The following is an 18,911-nucleotide window of genomic DNA, read 5'->3' as shown; positions in this document are numbered from 1 at the left end:
CGATGATCGCCCTTTTTTATTATTCATATGATGAGGCATCAGGGGTAATAAATGATTTACCTTCATTTAAAGCATCAACTGCAGAGGTATTGATGGTGAAGTTCACGTTATGTTTTTCACCATCGATATGATATGACTGAATGAGCGCTGTATCCCCAGAGAGCGTTTCTACTTTATATTGTTTTGCAATATGCAAAATGCTGTCTAAATCGATGGTCGCTGATGCATTGTCGCCTTGGAATAACTGTTTAAAGTCATCAATCGAAAAAATGACATGATCTCGTTTTTCTTTTTGTAAGGTGTTTTGCAAATGACGTACAACCAATTGCGCCCCTAAAAAATAGTTCGGTTTGTGGGTGAATTGAAGATTCATGATGTTCTCCTCATACTATGATTTACTTCTATTTTCAGCTTATGCTGCTTTTTAAATTTGCTCTGTACAAGAATTGCTAAATTTTGAGTGCATGCGTTAAAAAACTTCAAAATTAAGAATAAATTATCGTCCTATCATGTTCCTGAATGAGCATGATTCTTAATACCCAATGTGGCCGTATTTGCACATTATTCAGATCTATTTATAAAATGGATTCGCATTGAAAAAAAAACGCTTTATGGATGAATTAATAGTATTCATCAATAAGTATATATACCTTAGTCTTAGCCTGCTTTTGAGCTTATATTTTCATCATCTTAAAAATTTGAACTAGATTTATCAGCTAGTCAGTGCCTAAATAAGTGAGTAAAATAAAACGATTGGTTCATTTTGTTTTTCAACAAATGTATTCAATATTCTATAGGCCAGCTAGGAAGGAATCCCCGCATGAGTGCCGTCACATCGTATGAATGGGCAACGATTGCCTTTGTGATTGGAGTGACATTTTTGTGTGTTTTTATGCTTACAGTACCCACGCTTTTGGGTGGTAAGTCATGGGGGCGTGCAAAGCAAGAACAGTTTGAATCTGGGATTGTCGGTGTCGGTAGTGCGCGTATGCGTTTATCTGCCAAATTTTATCTTGTCGCAATTTTCTTTGTTATTTTCGATTTAGAAGCACTGTATTTATATGCATGGGCAAGTTCTGTGCGTGAAGTCGGTTGGTTCGGATTTGTCACGGTTACCATTTTTGTTGTCGATCTTTTGATTGGTCTTGTTTATGCCTTATCAACAGGGGCACTAACATGGGCACCTGCCGATCGTTCTCGAGTCAAAACCCAAAATGCAGCATCGCTAAATATGGATTTGGCAGAAATTACACGTTTTAATTCAGTGGATGAGTTAGTGCGTGATGCAACTGGGCGTATTCCTGCCCAATCTAGAGTAAAAAAATAAAAGTTACACTGACAAGGAGTCAACGGGATGAAATACACATTAACCCGTGCCAATCCAAATGCGGATGAATATCCGCTACAAGATCGGCAAACGGTAAGTGATCCGCTTCAAGAAGAAGTCAATAAAAACATCTTTATGACCCGCTTAGAAGACGTGATGCATCATGTGGTGAACTGGGGACGCAAAAACTCAGTTTGGCCATTTAACTTTGGGACATCATGTTGTTATGTCGAATATGCCACTACATTAACAGGTGTACATGACTTATCACGTTTTGGTGCAGAAGTCATTCGTGCATCGCCCCGTCAAGCGGATTTAATGATTGTTGCAGGGACATGTTTTATTAAAATGGCACCTGTCATTCAGCGTTTATATGAGCAAATGTTAGAGCCTAAATGGGTCATCTCTATGGGAGCCTGTGCCAATTCGGGCGGCATGTATGACATTTATTCTGTGGTACAAGGGGTAGATAAAATCATTCCAGTGGATGTATATGTCCCAGGTTGTCCACCTCGTCCTGAAGCGTTAATGCAAGCTTTGATGTTATTACAAGATCAAATTCAGCTTGAACGTCGTCCATTGTCTGCGGTCATGGGAGATGATTTAAAACCAATTTATAAACCAAAAATGACACCAGAGCGAGACCGTAAAAATGAGCAGCGTATTGCTGTGACCAATTTACGCTCAATGGATGAGATTGAATAATTCTTAACATGTCGGTGAACGCATAGGATCAGTGCTTTTGCTGTTAGGGATTGAGACGATAAAACTTATAAAAGGAAGCCAAAGATGGCTGAAATGGATTTTGCGACGCCAGATGAATTAAGTCCAAGCGACTTACGTCCAGCATTTGCAATTGTTGATGAATTAACCCAAAAATTTGCGGGCCAATTTAAACTTCAAGCGACCTTTGAAAACTTCCCAACTATATGGGTTGAGCGTCATCAGCTCCATACCGTTTTGATGTTTTTGCGCACTGTCGCACGACCATATGTCATGTTGTTTGATTTATCAGCCGTGGATGAGCGTCTGCGTCAGCATCGATATGATTTGCCTGCCTCTGATTTTACAGTGTTTTATCATTTACTGTCGTTAGAGCGAAATGCAGATATTCGTATTAAAGTGGCACTCTCTGAGCACGATTTAAATGTGCCGACTGCCACCAACATTTGGCCGAATGCCAATTGGTATGAGCGTGAAGTGTATGACATGTTTGGCGTCCATTTTGATGGGCATCCGATGTTACGTCGTATTTTATTGCCAACGTATTGGGAAGGTCATCCATTACGTAAAGAGTATTCTGCACGTGCAACAGAATATACGCCATATATGCAAAACCAAGCCAAACAAGATTTTGAGCAAGAGCATTTGCGCTTCGTGCCAGAAGATTGGGGCTTGAGCCGTGGCAATGATGACGAAGACTTTATGTTTTTAAACTTAGGTCCGAACCATCCATCAGCACATGGTGCATTTCGTGTCATTTTACAGTTAGATGGCGAAGAAATTAAAGATTGCGTCCCTGATATTGGCTACCACCACCGTGGTGTGGAAAAAATGGCTGAGCGTCAAACATGGCACTCATTTATTCCATATACCGACCGTGTGGATTATTTAGGTGGCTGTGCACAAAATATGCCCTATGTGATGGGTGTTGAACAATTGGCAGGCATTACTGTACCTGACCGTGCGCAATGCATCCGCGTGATGATGTCAGAATTATTTCGCATTAATAATCATCTACTTTATATCGGAACAGCCATTCAAGATGCAGGCGGTATGACACCTGTATTTTATATGTTTGCTGACCGCCAAAAAATTTATGATGCGATTGAAGCCATTACGGGTTTTCGTATGCACCCTGCATGGTTCCGTATTGGGGGAACAGCACATGACTTACCCAATAATTGGCAAAAGTTAATTCGTGAAATTCTAAGTTGGTTACCAAAGCGTCTTGATGAATATTATAAAGCTGCGCTGAAAAACTCGGTGTTTATTGGCCGTACTCGACATGTTGCACAATACAATGCGAAGTCTGCTTTAGCTTGGGGCATCACAGGCACAGGGTTACGTGCCACAGGAATTGATTTTGATGTGCGGAAATATCGTCCATATAGTGGTTATGAAAATTATGATTTTGATGTGCCGCTTGAATACGAAGGCGATGCGTATGCCCGTGTGATGGTACATTTTCATGAAATTCGTGAATCATTAAAAATTGTACAGCAATGTTTGGACAATATGCCATCAGGTGCTTATAAAGCCGATCACCCATTGGCAGTACCACCACCAAAAGACAAAACCTTAAAAGACATTGAAACCTTAATTACCCATTTTTTAAGTGTGTCATGGGGACCTGTCATGCCGGCAGGTGAAGCCTCTGTGATGGCAGAAGTGGTCAAAGGTGCAAGCAACTATTATTTAACCTCTGATAAAGCCACCATGAGTTACCGTACACGGATTCGTACACCAACATTTACCCATTTACAGCAAATACCGTCCGTCATTAATGGCAGTTTGGTTTCAGACTTGATCATTTATTTGGCAACGATTGATGTCGTCATGGCAGATGTGGATCGTTAAGGAGAACGAGCAATGATGATTTTAACTGATCGCAAACCACGTGTAGATGTTGCAGGTGTATTAACAGCAGATGAGATTCATGAAATTGAACATCATGTCAGCCATTATCCTTATCCACGTGCAGCATCATTAGATGCTTTAAAGTGTGTTCAACGCCGTTTTGGTTGGGTGAATGATCGTCAGATGTATGCAATTGCACAACTACTCAATATTAGTGCGGCTGATTTGGAGGGTGTGGCGACATTTTATAACCGTATTTACCGTCAGCCTGTTGGACGACATGTCATTTTATTGTGTGACTCTATTGCATGCTTTTTAATGGGAGCAGAAACCTTATCTGCTGCATTTCAAAAAGAGTTGGGCATTCAACTTGGTCAAACCACAAGTGATGGACGCTTTACCTTATTGCCGCTGTGCTGTTTAGGCAATTGTGACCAAGGGCCAACCTTAATGATTGATGAGGATACGCATGGTTTAGTGGGCGTATCGTCCATTCAAACGCTATTGGAGAAGTACAAATGAATACTGAACCGAAACCTGTTTATGGCGATGGTAATCCAGAAACCCATCCACTGACTTGGCGTTTGAGCCAGCAAGACCATGTTCATTCATTGGCTGATTATGAACGTTTAGAGGGTTATGCTGGTTTTAAAAAAGCATTAACCATGAAACCTGCCGAAGTGCTTGATGTGATTAAAGCGGCCACAGTCAAAGGTCGTGGTGGTGCAGGGTTTCCTGCTGGAATTAAATGGTCTTTAATGGCACCGAATGATTTTAGTGGTCCACGCTATTTAATTTGTAATGCTGATGAAATGGAACCGGGCACGTTTAAAGACCGTTTATTGATGGAGCGTTTACCGCATCAACTGATTGAAGGCATGCTGATTGCTGCATATACCTTAGAAGCCACACATGGTTATATTTTTATTCGTGGCGAATATATTGAAGCGGCAAAATATTTAAATGATGCGATTGCCCAATTACATGAATGTGGTTATTTAGGTGACAACATTTTACAGTCTGGTTGGGGTTTTGAGTTACATGTGCATACTGGGGCTGGACGTTATATTTGTGGTGAAGAAACCGCACTGATTAACTCATTAGAAGGCCGCCGTGCCAACCCCCGTACTAAACCGCCTTTCCCACAGGTGGCAGGCGCTTGGGGTCGTCCAACGATTGTCAATAATGTTGAAACTTATAATAACTTGCCTGCAATTTTAATTCGTGGTGCTGAGTGGTATATCGGTTTATCAAAAGACAAATCAAAAGACCCAGGCACAAAAATTTATGGTGCATCAGGTAAAGTGAAATTTCCTGGACTATGGGAACTGCCATTTGGTACTACAGCACGTGAAGTGATTGAAGACCATGCAGGCGGTATGCAAGACGGTTTGACCTTAAAAGCATGGTTACCAGGTGGGGCATCGACTGATTTTCTGACCCCAGACCACTTAGATTTACCCATGGATTCAGACAGTATTATGAAAGCAGGTTCACGTTTGGGAACGTGTTTACTGATGGTATTTGATGAACAGCAATGCATGGTGGCTGCAACTCGTAATTTAGAAGAGTTTTTTGCCAGAGAATCATGCGGCTTTTGTACACCGTGCCGTGATGGTTTGCCGTGGAGTGTAAAAGCATTACGTGCCATTGAAAATGGCCAAGGCAAAATGGAAGATATCCAACATTTGCAAGAGCTAACGAAAAAACTATGGATTGGTAAAACGTTCTGTGCGCATGCACCCGGTGCAATGGAGCCGTTACAGAGCGCATTAAAATATTGGCGACATGAGTTTGAAGCAAAGATTCAACAACCTGCTTTAGCTCCAACGTACGCAGAACAAGCTTAAGGAGTTCGACAATGGCGACTATACATGTCGATGGCAAAGAATACGACGTCAATGGCTCAGAAAATCTATTACAGGCCTGTTTATCGCTCGGCATAGATATCCCTTATTTTTGCTGGCATCCTTCACTCGGTTCAGTTGGGTCTTGCCGTCAATGTGCGGTAAAACAATATGCCAATGCCGATGATAAACGTGGTCGTTTGGTGATGTCATGTATGACCCCTGCATCAAACGATACCTATATTTCTATTGAAGATGATGAAGCGAAAGAATTTCGTGCATCAGTGGTTGAATTTTTAATGACCAACCATCCGCATGACTGCCCAGTCTGTGAAGAAGGTGGACATTGTCATTTACAAGATATGACGGTGATGACAGGGCATGATCGCAGACGCTATCGCTTTACCAAACGTACCCATCATAACCAAGAACTCGGTTCATTTATTGCCCATGAAATGAATCGTTGTATTGCCTGTTATCGCTGTGTCCGTTATTACAAAGATTATGCTGGTGGTACTGATTTAGGGGTGTATGGCAATGCATCGCGTGTGTACTTTGGACGTCCTGAATCGGGTGCCTTAGAGAGTGAATTTTCAGGCAATTTAACTGAAATTTGCCCAACAGGGGTATTTACCGACAAAACCCATTCCGAGCGCTATAACCGTAAATGGGATATGCAATATGCCCCAAGCATCTGCCACGGCTGTGCATCAGGTTGTAATATTTCCCCAGGTGAACGCTATGGTGAATTACGCCGTATAGAAAACCGTTTTAATGGCGATGTAAACCAGTACTTTTTATGTGATAAAGGGCGCTTTGGTGCAGGCTATGTGAATCGTGAGGATCGTCCGCGTCAGCCTCAATTTCGCACCACTTCACAAGTGACTATGGTTTCAGTAGACCAAGCTTTAGATGCAGTGATTGATAAACTTAATGGTCGTAAAATTTTAGGCATTGGTTCACCACGTGCAAGTATTGAATCCAATGTCGCTTTAAAGTCTTGGGTGGGTAGCATGCGCTATTCAACAGGTATGGCCAAGCATGAGCAAAAAATGGTTGAGCTTGTCGCTTCGATTTTTCAAACCGAAGGCATTTACACACCAAGCTTACGTGATATTGAGGCACATGATGCGGTACTCATTTTAGGTGAAGACTTAACGCAAACTGCACCACGTATGGCGTTGGCTGTCCGTCAAGCGGCAAAAAACAAAGCCAAAGCGATGGCTGCGAAAGCACGTACACCAGAATGGTTGGCCGAGCCTGTGCTTCGTATTGGGCAAGATGAAAAATCACCCATTTATATTGCAGCTGCAACACATACTCGTTTAACAGATGTAGCAACAGGTGAAGTCGTGGCATCTGCTCATGATATTGCTTTACTTGGTTTTGCCATTGCAAATGCGATTGAAGGTCGTCAAAGCCGTGGTTTAGATGCTGAAACGCTTGCGTTTGCTGAGCAAATTGCACACGTGTTAAAAACAGCCAATAAACCACTGATTATTTCAGGAACGAGCCTACAAGATGCATCACTAATTGAAGCGGCAGCACAAATTGCACAAGCTTTACCAAATAAAGCGGGTTTGAGTTTGGTTTTACCTGAAGTCAATTCAATGGGTGTGACATTGCTTGGTGGCTTGAGCTTAGAAGATGCCTTTCATGAAGACTATGATGCATTGGTAATTGTTGAAAATGATTTATACCGCAGGTTACCTAAAGCACTGATTGATCAAGTATTAGCAAAAGCCAAAGATGTCATTGTCTTAGACCATAGTGAAACAGAAACTGTAAAACAAGCAGATGTGGTGCTTTCAGCGGCAAGTTTTGCAGAGGGTGATGGCACAGTGGTGAGCCAAGAAGGGCGAGCGCAACGTTATTATCAAGTTTATGACTCAAGCTATTATCGCCCTGAAGATGCGATTAAAGAATCATGGCGTTGGTTACATGCGATTGCTACGGGTATTCAAAAACGTCCGATTGAATGGCGTGTTCTTGATGATGTGATTGACTATACAGTAAAAAACATTCCTGTATTGAACGCTATTCAAGATGTTGCTCCTGATGCAGGTTATCGTGTTCATGGCTTAAAAATTGCCCGTGAGCCACGTCGTTATTCAGGACGTACCGCAATGCGTTCAGCACTTTCGGTACATGAGCCTAAGCAGCCAAGCGATTTAGATTCAGCATTGACCTTTTCAATGGAAGGCTTTGTAGGAAGTCAAAATGCAGCATCATTGGTTCCATTTGCATGGGCACCCGGTTGGAATTCTCCGCAGTCTTGGAATAAATATCAAGATGAAGTGGGCGGACATTTAAAAGGTGGTGACTCAGGTATTCGTTTATTTGATCGCTTACCGAAACGAGCTGCACGTCAATATGTTGCACCAGCAGCAGAGCACACCACAGCACAACGTTTCCGCTTATTTCCAATGCATCATATTTTTGCTTCAGGTGAATTTACAATTCATACACCAGCCATGCAATCGCGTTTGCCTGAGCCAGTATTAACCATGAGTCAGCAAGATGCTTCACGACTAAATATTCGTGATGGGCAAGAAATTAAAATTCGCTCACAAAAACATGAGATTTATCTCAAAGTGAGTGTGTTGGATTATGTGCCTGAAGGGCATTTGGGCTATCCAATTGGCTTAGCACCAACGGTTTCTTTTCTAGAACCGATTGATATTTTAATTGGGGGCGCAGCATGAATGAACTTCGCCTTTTACCCGCATGGGCGACAGATTGGCCTGTCGCTTACAGCGTATTACAAGCCGTGATGATTTTATTAATTGTGGTCTTGTGTGCGGCATTATTGTCTTTTGTTGAGCGCCGTTTACTTGCACTTTGGCAAGACCGTTATGGTCCGAACCGTGTAGGGCCAAATGGTTCGCTACAAATTGTTGCTGACATGCTTAAAATCATGTTTAAAGAAGATTGGACCCCAAAATTTGCAGATAAATTGGCTTTTAGAATGGCACCAGCCGTGGCCATGGCAACTGCAGTTTTATCCTTTATGGTCATTCCTGTGAGCCCATATTTAGGGGCAGCTGACTTAAATATTGGCTTACTGTTTTTTATGGCCATGGCAGGCATTGCAGTCTATGCGGTCTTGCTTGGTGGTTGGGCATCAAATAATAAATACGCACTTTTAGGCGCACTGCGCTCATCAGCACAAACCATTTCATATGAAGTGTTTTTAGGAATATCGCTGATGGGGGTGGTGGCCATTGCTGGTTCATTTAGCTTGCGTGATATTGTCGAATCACAGCGTGATTTATGGAATATCGTACCGCAATTTATTGGTTTTATGGTGTTTGTGGTGGCAGGTGTGGCAGTGACACATCGTCATCCATTTGACCAACCAGAAGCTGAGCAAGAATTATCTGAAGGTTACCATGTCGAATATGGCGGTATGAAATGGGGTATGTTCTTTGTGGCGGAATATGTCAATGTCATTGTGATTTCAGCCCTCATTGTGACCTTGTTTTTTGGGGGGTGGTTGGCTCCATTTAATCTTGATATTCCTTTTATTCCAGCTGCCTTTTGGTTTGTATTAAAAACAGCTTTTTTTGTCATGATGTTTGTTTTGGCACGCGGATCATTAATGCGACCAAGATATGATCAGGTGATGAATTTTGGCTGGAAAGTCTGTTTGCCATTGGCATTGGTGAATGTGTTGGTTACTGGAGCAGTCATTTTACTGAAGCATTCAGCATAGTTGCAGGGAGAGCAGCATCATGATGAAAATATTAACAGGCGTCGGGTCAATTATCCGTTCATTATTTATGGTATTTAGCCATGCAACACGTAAGCGCGATACCATTTTATACCCTGAAGTGCCAGCTGAACAAATTGCACCACCACGTTACCGTGGGCGGATTGTATTAACACGTGATCCTGATGGTGAAGAGCGCTGTGTGGCATGTAACTTATGCGCAGTGGCATGTCCTGTAGGATGTATTTCACTACAAAAAGCAGAAAAAGAAGACGGACGTTGGTATCCTGAATTTTTTAGAATTAATTTCTCACGTTGTATTTTTTGTGGCATGTGCGAAGAAGCATGTCCGACCACCGCCATTCAGCTGACCCCTGATTTTGAAATGGGCGAATATGTACGTCAAAATTTGGTCTACGAAAAAGAACATTTACTGATTTCAGGTCCAGGCAAATACCCAGACTATAACTTCTATCGCATGACAGGCATGGCAATTCAAGGTAAAGGCAAAGGACAAGCTGAAAATGAAAGCCAGCCTGTCGATGTACGGAGTCTATTACCATGAGCTGGCCTTTTTACTTAATTGCTTTGGTAGCAATTATCTCGACAATTCGTGTGGTCACGAACACCAATCCTGTGCATGCATTGCTGTCATTAATCGTGTCTTTATTGGCAGTTGCAGGCATCTTTATGATTTCAGGTGCGCCCTTTGCAGCAGCATTAGAAGTCATTGTCTATGCAGGTGCCATCATGGTGTTGTTTGTATTTGTGGTCATGATGCTGAATCTAGGACAGCATACAGCCGCGCAAGAAAAAAAATGGCTCAGTTCAGAAACATGGGCTATTCCAGCTGGTTTAAGCGTGTTATTGGGACTGGTGTTGGTGTGGATGCTAGCACGTAATCATACGGCAGATGATTTGTTTTTAGGTCATCAGATGGTGGGGCCAAAAGCAGTCGGTCAATTGCTTTTTACCCAATATGTTTTATTGGTTGAAGTTGCTGCCATGATTTTATTGGCAGCATTGGTTGCAGCATTTCACTTAGGAAAGCGAAACAACGACAGTGAGGTGGATCATGGGTAATATTCCACTCGATCATGGCTTAATTGTTGCCAGTATATTATTTGCACTGGGTTTATATGGTGTGATGGTTCGCCGTAACTTTCTCTTCATTCTAATGAGTTTAGAAATCATGATGAATGCAGCCGCATTGGCATTTGTGGTGGCAGGCAGTGCATGGGGTCAAGCCGATGGGCAAATCATGTTCATTTTGGTGTTGACCTTAGCTGCAGCGGAAGCATGTATTGGTTTGGCATTGGTACTGCAGTTCTATCGCCGTTTCCACCATTTAGATATTGATGCGGCCAAGGAGATGCACGGATGAGTTCTCTATTTTTAACCGTCTTATTTCCATTACTCGGTTTTATTATTTTGGTGATTGGACGCGAACGTTTTTCTGAAAACCTATCGGCTTGGGTTGGCGTAGGTGCAATTGGTTTATCCTTTCTGACCACTATATGGGTCGGTGTGAACTTTGTTAATCAAGGTCAAATTGATTTTACCCAACATCTATGGACATGGTTTAGTGTTGCAGGCTTGGCGCCAAGCATCAGTTTTCATTTAGATGGTTTATCTTTGCTGATGATGGGCATGATTACGGGTGTTGGCTTTTTAATTCATGTGTTTGCTTCATGGTATATGCGCGGTGAAGCAGGCTATGCACGGTTTTTCTCTTACTTTAATTTATTCGTTGCAAGCATGTTGGTGCTGGTTTTGGCTGACAACTTAGCACTTTTATTTTTAGGGTGGGAAGGTGTTGGTTTATGCTCTTATTTATTGATTGGTTTTTATTATCATAATCCAGCCAATGGCTTTGCTGCCATAAAAGCATTTACTGTGACCCGTGTAGGTGATGTTTTCTTACTGATCGCATTATTTTTACTGTATCAGCAGTTTGGCACACTAAATATTGCAACCATTTTAGCGCATGCCCAACAGGTGTTGGCTTATGTTCCACATGAAACCGCTTTTTGGATCAGTGTCATGCTGTTCCTTGGTGCAGCAGGGAAGTCAGCACAAATTCCATTACAAACATGGCTTGCAGATGCGATGGCAGGGCCAACTCCTGTATCTGCATTAATCCATGCAGCAACCATGGTCACCGCAGGGATTTATTTAATTTGCCGTATGCATGGCATATTTGAGTTGACGCCTGAAGTATTACAAGGCATTGCCATTATTGGTGCCGTGACTTTGATTGTGGCAGGCTGTGCTGCTTTGGTACAAACAGATATCAAACGCATTTTAGCGTATTCCACCATGAGCCAATTGGGTTATATGTTTATGGCTGTGGGTGCGGAAGCCTATCAAGCGGGCTTATTTCATATGCTGGCACATGCATTTTTTAAAGCCTTGTTATTCCTTTCATCAGGTGCAGTGATTTTAGCGTGTCATCATGAACAGAACATTTTTAAAATGGGTGGCTTACGCAAAAAAATTCCATTTGTATTTGCCTGTTTTGTGATTGGCGGTGGTGCATTGGCTGCAATGCCATGGATTACCGTTGGCTTCTTCTCTAAAGATGCCATTTTAGGTCAAGTGTATGCACAAGGTTTAATGCAACAGTTACCAATATACCAACAGTTATATTGGGTGGGTGTGGTTGGTGCCTTTTTAACTTCAATTTACACATTCCGCTTAATTTTGGTGGTGTTTTTTGGACAAGAAAAAACTCATGCACATGCATTACATGGCATCACCTATTGGTTACCTTTAGCAATTTTACTGGCTTTGTCCACTACATTAGGCGCAGCACTCAAGCATCCTGTTGAGACTTTACTTACAACAGCACATATTCCTGCGTTAAACATTCCACTGGCTTTAGAACAACAGATTATTCATGCAGAACATCAGGCTGTATGGATTGCACTGATAGGTGTGTTGGTGGCAGGCATGGTATGGATTGTTTTCAAACAACCCCTTGAAAAATGGACACAGTCTTGGTTAGGGCAACGTATAATTACCTTGTTCTATGCAGCATTTGGTTTTGATGCTTTATATCAATTACTGTTTGTTCGTCCATATCAATTGATTGCCAAGCTTCTCGGTCATGACCCAATTGATCAAGTCTGGTTAATTTTACCTGTGCTTGTTAAATCGGGTCATCATGCCGCAAGTACTCGTCAAACAGGATCGTTAAGAGAGTACACATCAAGTATCGCCTTTGCAGCGGTGATTCTACTGATGGTGTTGATTGCAATTCAGATCATATAGGGAAATAACATGGAAAATAATTGGATATTACCTGCATTGATACTGATTCCGTTTATTGCAGGCTTTCTTTGTTGGTTGCTTGATAAAGTCAATCATCATTTACCACGCTGGATTGCTTTACTTGGTATGGCAATCACGCTGTTACTGACCTTGGTATTGTGGCAGCAAGGTGATTATCACTATGCACTCATGACACAACCTGTTTTTGCTGCGCAATTTCAAGTGCCTTGGATCCAACATCTTGGAATTACCATTCATTTGGCAGTCGATGGATTGTCTTTGTTGATGGTGGGTTTAACCGCTCTATTGGGTTTACTTGCAGTCGGTTGTTCATGGGGCGAAATTCAAAAACATGTGGGCTTTTTCCACTTGAACTTGTTATGGAGTTTAGGTGGTGTAATTGGTGTGTTTTTAGCCATTGACCTGTTTTTGTTTTTCTTCTTTTGGGAAATGATGTTGGTACCGATTTACTTCTTAATTGCTCTTTGGGGGCATGAAGGGGTCGGAGGTAAAACCCGTGTTTATGCTGCTACAAAATTTTTCATTTACACTCAAGTCTGCGGTTTAATTCTCCTCATTGGTATTTTAGGTTTAGTGGTATGGGGTTATATTCTAAGCCGTGGTGTGGTGAGTTTTGATTACTTCTTCTTAATGAATGTTGCGCAACAAATACCACCGCCATTTGCCTATGGGCTCATGCTCTGTATGTTCATTGGTTTTGCCGTTAAGCTTCCTATTTTCCCTTTACATGGTTGGTTACCTGATGCACATGCACAAGCACCGACCGCAGGGTCAGTGGATTTGGCAGGGATCTTAATTAAAACTGCAGCTTATGGTCTATTGCGTTTTGTCATTCCATTTTTCCCTGCAGCGTCACAACAATTTGCAGATATTGCCATTATCTTCGGGCTCATTGGCATTTTTTACGGTGCATGGTGTGCTTATCAACAAACTGATATGAAACGATTATTGGCATATACCTCAATATCGCATATGGGTTTTGTAGTACTTGCCATTTATTCAGGTCATTTGATTTCATATCAAGGACTGATGATTATGATGCTCGCACACGGTTTATCATCTGCTGCACTATTTATGATGTGTGGTCAAATCTATGAGCGCTTACAAACCCGTGATTTACGTCTAATGGGTGGGATGAGTGGGCAATTTCGTCATATTTCATTCTTTTTGATGTTCTTTGTTGCAGCCTTGGTCGGTATTCCTGGTTTAGGTAATTTTATCGGTGAATTTTTAATTTTAATGGGTGCATATGCACGTTACCCAACGTTTACCATTATTGCTGCGGTAAGTTTGGTCTTTGCAGGTTTATATGGTCTGATTCTAATTCACCGCACTTTATTTGGTCAGCCTGATACAGACGTGTCACGGATTCAACCACTGAAAGATTTAAATGTTCGAGAAATCACCTTGTTGATGGTATGTGTCATTGGCTTGGTATGGCTGGGTTTATTCCCACAAAGCTTTTTAGATCTATCGAATGCATCAATGCATTGGATTACCACACGCTACCTACCTGTTGAACATGGCACTGATTTTATTCAACAAGCTGCCACTCAGCTTGATCAATTAGGAGCGCAATAAGATGAATCACTCAATATTTAATGTGGCTGATCTAATGTTGCTTGCGCCTGTGTGGATCATTGCCTTGACCGCTGTCATCGTCATGTTATTGATTGCAGTAAAACGTCATCATCATCTGATAGCTACTGTCAGCGTGATTGGACTCAATTTGGCAGCAGTGACTCTCATTGTACATCTGGTATCGACAACATTTAATCCTGTCGACTTGATGGGACTGTTTGTGATTGATCGCTTTAGTTTGTTATATCAACTGTTGATTCTTGTGGCTGCTTTAGCATGCTGTACGCTATCTCATGCCTATATTGAAGGTTACCAAAACCGCCGTGAAGAATTGTATTTAATGATGCTGTTGTCGGTGATGGGCGCATTGCTCATGGTGAACAGTACACATTATGCGTCGTTCTTTATTTCACTTGAGTTGATGTCTGTACCTGTATATGGGTTAGTGGCTTATACCCATGAGCGAGAGAATTCATTAGAAGCAGGTATTAAATACTTGGTGTTGTCTGCGACAGCATCAGCCATGCTGTTAATGGGTATGGCTTATATTTATGCATATACGGGTAGTTTGTCATTTTATCTTGGATTTGATGCTTTACTCGGCATGCTAAAAGCAGGCAATCCAATGGTTATTCTTGGTATTGGACTGATTTTATTTGCTGTGGCTTTTAAATTGTCATTGGCGCCATTTCATAAATGGACACCTGATGTGTACCAAGGTGCACCCGCACCATTGGCGACATTTTTGGCAACGGTGGCAAAAGTAGCCACGTTTGGATTATTGATTCGTTATGTATTGGGTGCAGGTGTATTAATTCCATCTATTCTCACTATATTATCAATCATTGCAGTGTTGTCTATTGTGCTGGGTAACTTGTTGGCAGTAAAACAAAATAACTTAAAGCGGTTATTGGCATACTCTTCGATTGCTCATTTTGGGTATGTGTTAACAGCACTGGTCAGTAAAAATTATTTAAGTTTAGACAGCTTAAATGTATATATGGTCACTTATATATTAACCACCATTGGTGCCTTTGGTGTGGTCACTTTAATGTCTAGCCCATATAGCGAAAAAGATGCTGAGCAATTGGTTACCTATACAGGCCTATTTTGGCGCCGTCCGTTACTTACTGCGACACTTACTGTAATGATGCTGTCTTTGGCAGGAATTCCTCTCACAGCAGGTTTTATTGGTAAATTTATGTTAATTAAAGCCAATGTTGAAGCTGGGCATTGGGTGTTTGCTGCCATGATTATTGTCGGAAGTGGGATCGGGCTATATTACTATTTACGTGTCATTATGACCTTGTATATGACACCGACGACCGAGTCTATACATATGGATGCAGAGGTAAATTGGGGACAAAAAGCAGGCGGAATCATGGTGCTATTGTCTGCATTATTGGTATTACTGATAGGTATTTACCCTGATCCACTGATTCAGTGGGCGGCTTCATCGCAGCTGACTGCACCGATTCAAGTGTTATTATTTCAACAATAGATTGATAAAAAATCATTATCTGGCCTTCATTCGTGAAGGCTTTTTTATTTCTACGTCAAAACCGATTATACTAGTACAACCATGATCTGTTTTTAGGTGTTCTGTCGTGCCCATTCAAGAAATTCATCACCCGCTTATTCGCCATAAAATTGGTTTATTGCGTCGTGAAAATATCAGTACCAATAACTTTCGTCAGTTGGCACAAGAAGTTACGATGTTACTCACTTATGAGGCAACACAAGATTTATTACTCACAGATCACGAAATTGATGGTTGGGCAGGGAAGGTTACTGTTGAACGTATCGCTGGGAAGAAAATCACTGTAGTACCTATTTTACGCGCAGGCATTGGGATGTTAGAGGGCTTTTTAAGCCTGATCCCAAGTGCTAAAGTGAGTGTGCTGGGCTTAGAGCGTGATGAAGACACGCTTGAAGTTCGTACATATTACAAAAAATTGGTACCAGATGTATCGCAGCGTATTGCAATGATCATTGACCCGATGCTTGCTACAGGCAATTCGTTAATTGCAGCCATTGATGTGTTAAAGCTAAGTGGTTGTAAAGATATCCGTGTCATGGTCTTGGTTGCTGCACCTGAAGGGGTAGCAAAAGTAGAGAAATATCATCCTGATGTCCGTATTTTCACTGCATCAGTCGATCAAGGTTTAAATGAACACGGTTATATCGTGCCAGGCCTTGGTGATGCTGGAGATAAAATCTTTGGTAGTGTCGAAAAGGGCGAATAGTCTTTTGTATAAAAAAGCCAGCATCTGCTGGCTTTTTTTATATCAAATCTGTTGTCTCATAAACTTTGTCTTGGCAAAATTTTACAAATGCTTTTAAACCTGGACCTTGGTATTTATGACGATGGATCAGCATATACAATGGTCTCTTGAGTTGCCAAAAAGGCGTTTTTAAAGCAACCAATTGACCTGACTGCAACATCGGCAATAAGGCAAGTTTAGAAATACACGATACACCTAAGCCACTTGCAAGTATTTTTAAAATGGCTTCATTGTGTCCGAGCGTTAAACGGATGTTGGTATGTTTGAGATCTTTAGAAACAGCTTTGTCAAATACATCACGTGTGCCTGATCCTTCTTCACGAACAATCCATTCTACATCTTCAAAATCACTAATTTGTAAGGGACGATTTAATTGTGCTAGCGGGTGATGCGGGGCACAACATAACGCTAGCTCATCATCATGCCAATGTAATGTATGCAATTGCGGCAAGTGGCATTCACCTTCAATAAGCGCCAAATCTAACTGAAATTGACTGACCGCTTCAATCATTTGGCGTGTATTACCCACTTGAAGCTGCAAATGTGCAGAGGGTTGATGCTTTAAAAAGTCAGCCATTAAATCTGGCATCAGATAATCACTGATGGTCAGTGTTGCGCCGAGCCTTAAATCAACACTTTGTAATTCGCCACGGGCTACTTGTTCAAATGCCTCGCAACGTCCTAAGATTTCTAATGCTTGTGGCAGCAAAAAACGTCCTAAATCATTGAGCTGTAAGCGTTTACCTAAACGGTCAAAAAGTGGTGCACCCAATCCATCTTCAAGGTCTGCGAGTGCCATGCTGGCTGCACTTTGAGTCAGTTTAACAGCATCACTTGCTTTAGTAACCGTTCCTTCTTGTGCTACAGCCACAAAAACAGCCAATTGGCGTAAAGTCATCCGCATGATGAAAGCCTTAATAATCGGTAAAATATGAATATTTCTGAGAGCATGCTAACATGAGGACACAGTTTCTTGTACCTTGAAATTATGACTTCTGAAAAATTTAGCCTCGAAAAAGTCCTTTCTGTTCGCCGTTGGTCAGCACAGTTATTTAGTTTTACCCTGACTCGTCCTGCGCATTTTAAATTTACAGCAGGGCAATTTGCTCGAATTGGTATTGAAGTTAATGGTGAGCTGATTGTGAGAGCATATTCGATTGTTTCATCACCATATGATGAGACACTCGAGTTTTTTTCGATTGTGGTGCCTGATGGTGCATTCACATCACAATTAAAAGATTTAACTGTAGGTACAGATATTTATTTAGAAAAAATACCATATGGCTTTTTAACGTTGGCAAGATACCAAGAACCAACACCACATGATTTATGGTTGCTTGCGACAGGGACAGGATTAGCTCCATTTTTATCCATGCTACAAGATTTTGATGTGTGGTCAAACTATTCAGCTATTCATTTGGTATATAGCGTAAGAACTGAAGATGAATTGGCATATGTTGAGCAAATTCAAGAGATTCAAACCACTTTTGGTGAGTCACATACAGGATTCAAATTTATCCCAATTATTACACGCAGTAAAACAGCTGCCTTAAATGAACGCTTACCTGCATTAATTGCATCAGGCGCATTAGAACAGGCCGCAGGTGGTCAGTTTAATCCTGCAACCAGCCATATTATGCTGTGTGGTAATCCACAAATGGTTGAAGACACCAAAGAGGCTTTAAAAGCACGTGGCTTGACCATGAACCGCCGAGGTGTAGGCAATATTGCTGTCGAAAATTACTGGTAAGTTAATGGACAAACATATCCATAAATTTACGAATTTCTGATAGTGCTGTATCCATATCAGAGGTCAGCCATGTGGGTTCAAAGAAACCTGTATAAAATTCAAGGCGATCGGCAGGTACGACAATTCGAATTAAGCATTCTTCATCGACCAAACGCCATGGCACAATAGGTGTGTCTTGATCAATAAACGGTGCAATGTTACGAATATCAATGACCATTGCACTGATACAATCTGGCAGCGGCATAACAGAAAATTCTTCTGTACGACGTCTTAAATACTCAAGATCTTCCCAAGAAAAAGTGTAATTGTTTTTGTGAAACTCAATCACGCCAATCAAATGCTGATCACGAGTATGATGTACATAACATTGATGGGTAATGTCTGTTTTTAAGTCGAGAGATATCGGTTGAAGCTTATAGACCATATAAAGAGATTTTAAAAAAACTAAAATGTATTATAACTGATTTTCGATCAGACGCTGAAAAAAACATAAATGATGCAAATTTCACCCATGTGGTCAAAAAAATAATGCTCA

18 protein-coding genes are annotated in these 18,911 nt (G+C 41.4%); 15 read left to right on the top strand and 3 right to left on the bottom strand.

Annotated elements, in window-relative coordinates; genetic code table 11:
• Positions 1-19: 19 nt before the first annotated feature.
• Positions 20-373 carry a hypothetical protein gene (locus CFY84_RS05935; protein ID WP_088823235.1) on the bottom strand — a complete coding sequence of 118 codons (354 nt, stop codon included), beginning with the start codon at positions 371-373 and terminating at the stop codon, positions 20-22.
• Between the two features lie 447 nt (positions 374-820).
• Between CFY84_RS05935 and ndhC the strand changes: the two genes are divergently transcribed.
• From ndhC to upp, 14 genes are all read left to right on the top strand, one after another.
• Positions 821-1,327: an NADH-quinone oxidoreductase subunit A gene (ndhC, locus tag CFY84_RS05930; protein WP_088823234.1), complete on the top strand. Its 507-nt coding sequence runs from the start codon at positions 821-823 to the stop codon at positions 1,325-1,327.
• Between the two features lie 27 nt (positions 1,328-1,354).
• Entirely contained in the window at positions 1,355-2,032 is a 678-nt protein-coding gene (locus CFY84_RS05925) for a NuoB/complex I 20 kDa subunit family protein (RefSeq protein WP_088823233.1), read from the top strand.
• Positions 2,033-2,116: 84 nt separating this feature from the next.
• Positions 2,117-3,907: an NADH-quinone oxidoreductase subunit C/D gene (gene nuoC, locus CFY84_RS05920; RefSeq protein WP_088823232.1), complete on the top strand. Its 1,791-nt coding sequence runs from the start codon at positions 2,117-2,119 to the stop codon at positions 3,905-3,907.
• Between the two features lie 12 nt (positions 3,908-3,919).
• A complete protein-coding gene (gene nuoE / locus CFY84_RS05915; RefSeq protein WP_088823231.1) occupies positions 3,920-4,429 on the top strand; it encodes an NADH-quinone oxidoreductase subunit NuoE in 510 nt (169 codons plus the stop codon).
• Positions 4,426-5,757, top strand: coding sequence for an NADH-quinone oxidoreductase subunit NuoF (nuoF, locus tag CFY84_RS05910; protein WP_088823230.1), 1,332 nt, complete (start codon positions 4,426-4,428; stop codon positions 5,755-5,757). The genes nuoE and nuoF overlap by 4 nt, the downstream gene beginning before the upstream one ends.
• Before the next feature lie 11 nt (positions 5,758-5,768).
• The gene (gene nuoG / locus CFY84_RS05905) at positions 5,769-8,459 is read left to right on the top strand and encodes an NADH-quinone oxidoreductase subunit NuoG (protein WP_088823229.1); all 2,691 of its coding nucleotides are present in this window, start codon (positions 5,769-5,771) and stop codon (positions 8,457-8,459) included.
• Complete coding sequence (nuoH, locus tag CFY84_RS05900; RefSeq protein WP_088823228.1) at positions 8,456-9,469, top strand: NADH-quinone oxidoreductase subunit NuoH; 1,014 nt, start codon at positions 8,456-8,458, stop codon at positions 9,467-9,469. Before nuoG ends, nuoH begins: the two co-directional genes overlap by 4 nt.
• A gap of 19 nt (positions 9,470-9,488) precedes the next feature.
• Entirely contained in the window at positions 9,489-10,031 is a 543-nt protein-coding gene (gene nuoI, locus CFY84_RS05895; RefSeq protein WP_088823227.1) for an NADH-quinone oxidoreductase subunit NuoI, read from the top strand.
• Positions 10,028-10,549 carry an NADH-quinone oxidoreductase subunit J gene (gene nuoJ / locus CFY84_RS05890; protein WP_088823226.1) on the top strand — a complete coding sequence of 174 codons (522 nt, stop codon included), beginning with the start codon at positions 10,028-10,030 and terminating at the stop codon, positions 10,547-10,549. The genes nuoI and nuoJ overlap by 4 nt, the downstream gene beginning before the upstream one ends.
• A complete protein-coding gene (nuoK, locus tag CFY84_RS05885; protein ID WP_088823225.1) occupies positions 10,542-10,850 on the top strand; it encodes an NADH-quinone oxidoreductase subunit NuoK in 309 nt (102 codons plus the stop codon). Before nuoJ ends, nuoK begins: the two co-directional genes overlap by 8 nt.
• Positions 10,847-12,739, top strand: a complete 1,893-nt coding sequence (nuoL, locus tag CFY84_RS05880; protein ID WP_088823224.1) for an NADH-quinone oxidoreductase subunit L — start codon at positions 10,847-10,849, stop codon at positions 12,737-12,739. Before nuoK ends, nuoL begins: the two co-directional genes overlap by 4 nt.
• 9 nt (positions 12,740-12,748) lie before the next feature.
• Entirely contained in the window at positions 12,749-14,341 is a 1,593-nt protein-coding gene (gene nuoM, locus CFY84_RS05875) for an NADH-quinone oxidoreductase subunit M (protein WP_088823223.1), read from the top strand.
• A gap of 1 nt (position 14,342) precedes the next feature.
• Complete coding sequence (nuoN, locus tag CFY84_RS05870; RefSeq protein WP_088823222.1) at positions 14,343-15,842, top strand: NADH-quinone oxidoreductase subunit NuoN; 1,500 nt, start codon at positions 14,343-14,345, stop codon at positions 15,840-15,842.
• 106 nt (positions 15,843-15,948) lie between these two features.
• A complete protein-coding gene (gene upp / locus CFY84_RS05865) occupies positions 15,949-16,587 on the top strand; it encodes a uracil phosphoribosyltransferase (RefSeq protein ID WP_088823221.1) in 639 nt (212 codons plus the stop codon).
• A 37-nt stretch (positions 16,588-16,624) separates the two neighbouring features.
• Here upp and gigC read toward each other — a convergent pair whose 3' ends face one another.
• Positions 16,625-17,530 (bottom strand): LysR family transcriptional regulator GigC, encoded by a 906-nt coding sequence (gene gigC, locus CFY84_RS05860; RefSeq protein WP_088823220.1) that lies wholly within the window; start codon positions 17,528-17,530, stop codon positions 16,625-16,627.
• 84 nt (positions 17,531-17,614) lie between these two features.
• Here gigC and CFY84_RS05855 point away from each other — a divergent pair, with 84 nt between their 5' ends.
• The gene (locus CFY84_RS05855) at positions 17,615-18,376 is read left to right on the top strand and encodes a ferredoxin--NADP reductase (protein ID WP_088823219.1); all 762 of its coding nucleotides are present in this window, start codon (positions 17,615-17,617) and stop codon (positions 18,374-18,376) included.
• Between the two features lies 1 nt (position 18,377).
• Here the strand turns inward: CFY84_RS05855 and CFY84_RS05850 are convergent, their stop codons facing one another.
• Positions 18,378-18,800, bottom strand: a complete 423-nt coding sequence (locus tag CFY84_RS05850; protein ID WP_088823218.1) for a hypothetical protein — start codon at positions 18,798-18,800, stop codon at positions 18,378-18,380.
• Between the last annotated feature and the right edge of the window lie 111 nt (positions 18,801-18,911).

Source organism: Acinetobacter apis (genome assembly GCF_900197575.1).
GTDB classification, from domain to species: Bacteria; Pseudomonadota; Gammaproteobacteria; order Pseudomonadales; family Moraxellaceae; genus Acinetobacter; species Acinetobacter apis.
The sequence above is the reverse complement of the archived record's forward strand: the minus strand, read 5'-3'. Positions and strand labels throughout refer to the sequence as shown.

What these genes read in the sequence shown, in the direction of transcription:
- CFY84_RS05935 (WP_088823235.1), bottom strand. Translation starts at nt 373, where the DNA reads ATGAATCTTCAATTCACCCACAAACCGAACTATTTTTTAGGGGCGCAA.
- ndhC (WP_088823234.1), top strand. Translation starts at nt 821, where the DNA reads ATGAGTGCCGTCACATCGTATGAATGGGCAACGATTGCCTTTGTGATT.
- CFY84_RS05925 (WP_088823233.1), top strand. Translation starts at nt 1,355, where the DNA reads ATGAAATACACATTAACCCGTGCCAATCCAAATGCGGATGAATATCCG.
- nuoC (WP_088823232.1), top strand. Translation starts at nt 2,117, where the DNA reads ATGGCTGAAATGGATTTTGCGACGCCAGATGAATTAAGTCCAAGCGAC.
- nuoE (WP_088823231.1), top strand. Translation starts at nt 3,920, where the DNA reads ATGATGATTTTAACTGATCGCAAACCACGTGTAGATGTTGCAGGTGTA.
- nuoF (WP_088823230.1), top strand. Translation starts at nt 4,426, where the DNA reads ATGAATACTGAACCGAAACCTGTTTATGGCGATGGTAATCCAGAAACC.
- nuoG (WP_088823229.1), top strand. Translation starts at nt 5,769, where the DNA reads ATGGCGACTATACATGTCGATGGCAAAGAATACGACGTCAATGGCTCA.
- nuoH (WP_088823228.1), top strand. Translation starts at nt 8,456, where the DNA reads ATGAATGAACTTCGCCTTTTACCCGCATGGGCGACAGATTGGCCTGTC.
- nuoI (WP_088823227.1), top strand. Translation starts at nt 9,489, where the DNA reads ATGATGAAAATATTAACAGGCGTCGGGTCAATTATCCGTTCATTATTT.
- nuoJ (WP_088823226.1), top strand. Translation starts at nt 10,028, where the DNA reads ATGAGCTGGCCTTTTTACTTAATTGCTTTGGTAGCAATTATCTCGACA.
- nuoK (WP_088823225.1), top strand. Translation starts at nt 10,542, where the DNA reads ATGGGTAATATTCCACTCGATCATGGCTTAATTGTTGCCAGTATATTA.
- nuoL (WP_088823224.1), top strand. Translation starts at nt 10,847, where the DNA reads ATGAGTTCTCTATTTTTAACCGTCTTATTTCCATTACTCGGTTTTATT.
- nuoM (WP_088823223.1), top strand. Translation starts at nt 12,749, where the DNA reads ATGGAAAATAATTGGATATTACCTGCATTGATACTGATTCCGTTTATT.
- nuoN (WP_088823222.1), top strand. Translation starts at nt 14,343, where the DNA reads ATGAATCACTCAATATTTAATGTGGCTGATCTAATGTTGCTTGCGCCT.
- gigC (WP_088823220.1), bottom strand. Translation starts at nt 17,530, where the DNA reads ATGCGGATGACTTTACGCCAATTGGCTGTTTTTGTGGCTGTAGCACAA.
- CFY84_RS05855 (WP_088823219.1), top strand. Translation starts at nt 17,615, where the DNA reads ATGACTTCTGAAAAATTTAGCCTCGAAAAAGTCCTTTCTGTTCGCCGT.
- CFY84_RS05850 (WP_088823218.1), bottom strand. Translation starts at nt 18,800, where the DNA reads ATGGTCTATAAGCTTCAACCGATATCTCTCGACTTAAAAACAGACATT.